This is a genomic window from Gemmatimonas sp. (assembly GCF_044345575.1).
GTDB lineage: Bacteria > Gemmatimonadota > Gemmatimonadetes > Gemmatimonadales > Gemmatimonadaceae > Gemmatimonas.
On the sequence record NZ_JBIJAW010000358.1, the window covers coordinates 1 to 3,293 of the forward strand.

Sequence of the window (3,293 nt, forward strand, 5' to 3'; positions counted from 1 at the left end):
CCTATGTGATCGCGCGGCCCGATGCCACGCCGGACTACAGCTGCAAGGGAATAAGCCGATTGTGGATCCACGTAGCCAGCGCCGGCTCCGTGAGGGACCCGGCCGCAAGCGCCGTCACGACCTGCACCACCTCCTCCTCATCCGCATCGAGATCCTGGCCATTCAGGACCAGGAACGTGACTGCTGAAAGGATTGCGGCACGCTTGTTCCCATCATTGAACGGATGAGCCTTTGCAATCCCGAAGGCGTACGCGGCCGCGAGCGTCGCGAGATCGGAGTCCGGCTCGTAGTGGTACTTCTGCTGCGGGCGCGCCAAGGCGGCCTCCAGGGCATTCTCGTCCCGAATGCCCGGCAGGCCGCCGTGCTCCCGCAACTGGTCGAGATGCGCGGAGTCCAGCACAAGTCGCGCCACCCAACGAATTCTGGACATCAGCTACTTCGCGAGCTCACGAAGAGCATTCCGGAACTTTTTGGCCGCATACGCCGCCGCCGCCAACCCTTCCTCGACATCCGGGTCGTAGGGAGTGAGGAGAATGCCGCGATCCGTCTCCACGGCCAACACCCGATCGCCGGCCCCAAGGTGCAGCCGCTCAGCCATGTCTTTCGGAATAGTGGCTCCTATCGAGCCGCCGACCTGACGCAGGATTACCTCGCGAACCATCGCAACTCCCAAGTGATAAGCTACAGAAGAGTAGCACAAATATGCTACACCAGAAAGGGGCCTTCGGGGTCCTCCGGCGCTTGCCATCATGCCCACCCACGGGTTCGTATAAGAGGCAGTCCCTACTCCTCACGTCCCGATTCCAACTACCCGTGCGAATCTCCCCTCGCAGCACGCTGGCCACCGGCGCGATCCTTCTCGCGGTCACGGTCTCCGGCGCTCAAGCCCAACGCGGCCAGGGCGGCCGCGGCCCCGCCGCCAACGCCGACACGTCGTTCGATGTGAAGTGGCGCAACATCGGCCCCAACCAGGCCGGCCGCATGGTCGCCATCGCCGGCAGCAGCGCCCGCGCCGACGAGTACTACATGGGCACCACCGGTGGTGGTGTGTGGAAGACCACCGACGGCGGCAAGACCGTCGCGCCAGTGACCGACGCGTACTTCGGCGGCACCATCGGTTCGATCGCGGTGCAGCAGAGCAATCCCGACGTGGTGTGGGTGGGCGGCGGTGAAACGCCCATTCGCGGCAACGTGAGCCACGGCGACGGCGTGTGGAAGAGCACCGACGCCGGCAAGACGTGGCAGTACATGGGGCTCAAGGAAACGCAGTACATCGCGCGCGTGCGCATTCATCCGGACAACCCGGACATCGTGTACGTGGGCGCGCTGGGGCACGTGTTCGGCCCCAACAAGGAACGCGGCGTGTACCGCACCACCGACGGCGGCAAGACGTGGAAGCAGATCCTCTTCCGCAACGACAGTACCGGCGTGGCGGACATGATCATGGATCCGAGCAATCCCAAGATCATCTACGTCAGCTTCTGGCAGGCCGGCCGCACGCCGTGGCAGCTGGTGAGCGGCGGCATGGGGAGCGCGATCTTCAAGACGGTCGACGGTGGCGACACGTGGACGGAGATCACGCGCAATCCCGGTCTTCCCAAGAGCGGCCCGCTCGGCGCGATCGGCATCACGGTGAGCCCGGCCAAGCCGAGCCGCCTGTGGGCGATCGTGGAGCACGAGCCCAATGGTGGCGTGTATCGCAGCGATGACGCGGGGGCCACGTGGACGTTCATGACGGGTGATCGCAATCTCCGTCAGCGCGCGTGGTACTACAGCAAGCTGTACGCGGACCCGAAGGACACGAACGTAGTGTACGGGCCGCAGGTGAGCCCGCTCATCTCGAAGGATGGCGGCAAGACGTTCACGCGCGGCTTCGGTGGCGGCGACAACCACGACATCTGGATCGATCCGAACGATCCGCTGCGCGTGGCGGTGGCGCACGACAACGGCGTGATCATCACCAAGGACGGCGGCAAGACGAGCGTGCGCGTGGCCGCGCCCACGGGGCAGTACTACCACGTGCATCTCACGAGCCACTTCCCGTATCACGTGTGCGGCGCCAAGCAGGACGCCGGCTCGAGCTGCGGCCCGGTGCGCGCGGCCGCACTCGGCGGACGAGAAGCGATGATGGCGCAGATGATGGGTGGCGGCGCGGCGCCCGCGGCGCCGGCGAGCCCGTTCAGCACGTTCTACAGTGTGGCCGGTGGTGAGAGCGGCTACATCAGCAGCAATCCGAAGGATCCCGACATCATGTACGGCGCGAACTACGGTGGCAGCATGGACATGCTCAACCGTCGCACTGGCAAGACGCTCGCGCTCGATCCGTGGCCGCTCAACCCCATGGGCCATGATGCGAAGGACAGCAAGTATCGCTTCCAGTGGACGTATCCCATCGTGCATTCGCCGCACGATGCGAACACGATCTACGTGGGGAGCAACGTGGTGTTCCGCAGCCGTGATGGCGGCATGAGCTGGACGCCGATCAGCAAGGATCTCACGCGCAACGATCCGCGCACACTCGGCGCGAGCGGTGGTCCCATCACGAAGGACCAGACGAGCGTGGAGTACTACGGCACGGTGTTCACGCTGGCCGAGTCGAAGCTGGTGAAGGGGCTCATCTGGACGGGCAGTGACGACGGGCTCATTCACGTGTCGCGCGACAACGGCGTGACGTGGAAGAATGTGACGCCGAAGGGGCTGCCGGAGTGGATGCGCTGGAGCATCATCGAAGCGGGCCAGCACGCGCCGGGCACGGCGTACGCGGCGGGCAACCGCTATCAGATGGACGACTTCACGCCGTATCTGTACAAGACCACGGACTATGGTGTGACGTGGACGAAGATCACGAGCGGCATTACGGCCGATCACTTCACGCGCGCCATTCGTGAAGACCTGCATCGCCCCGGCATGCTGTACGCGGCGACGGAGCGTGGCGTGTGGGTGAGCTACAACGCCGGTGACAGCTGGCAGAGCCTGCAGAAGAATCTGCCGCCGGTGCCGGTGAGTGACATGATGCTGCGCGACGACGATCTGGCGATCAGCACGCACGGCCGCGCGTTCTGGGTGATGGAGAATCTCACGAGCCTGCGTTGGGCGGATGCCGCGGCGAAGGCGGAAGGCAGCGCGCCGTATCTGTACAAGCCCGCGCCGGTGTACCGCCTGAACGGGCAGACGCAGCCGACGTTCACGTATCGCCTGCCGGCGGACAGCATGGTGGTGAAGTTCGAGTTCTACGATGCGGCCGGGAAGCTGGTGGGTACGGCGGCGAGCAACGACACGACCAAGGCCCCGGT

The 3,293-nt window shown here is 65.2% G+C and carries 3 protein-coding genes; 1 reads left to right on the forward strand and 2 read right to left on the reverse strand.

Features of this window, described 5'->3' with window-relative positions:
- Positions 1 to 34 precede the first annotated feature (34 nt).
- Complete coding sequence (locus tag ACIQ6O_RS15080) at positions 35 to 430, reverse strand: type II toxin-antitoxin system death-on-curing family toxin (protein WP_396208601.1); 396 nt, start codon at positions 428 to 430, stop codon at positions 35 to 37.
- Between the two features lie 3 nt (positions 431 to 433).
- Entirely contained in the window at positions 434 to 661 is a 228-nt protein-coding gene (locus tag ACIQ6O_RS15085; protein WP_396208602.1) for an AbrB/MazE/SpoVT family DNA-binding domain-containing protein, read from the reverse strand.
- 152 nt (positions 662 to 813) lie between these two features.
- On the opposite strand from ACIQ6O_RS15085, the gene ACIQ6O_RS15090 reads away from it, so the two are divergent.
- The coding region (locus tag ACIQ6O_RS15090) for a glycosyl hydrolase (RefSeq protein ID WP_396208603.1) at positions 814 to 3,293 on the forward strand (2,480 nt) is incomplete at its 3' end.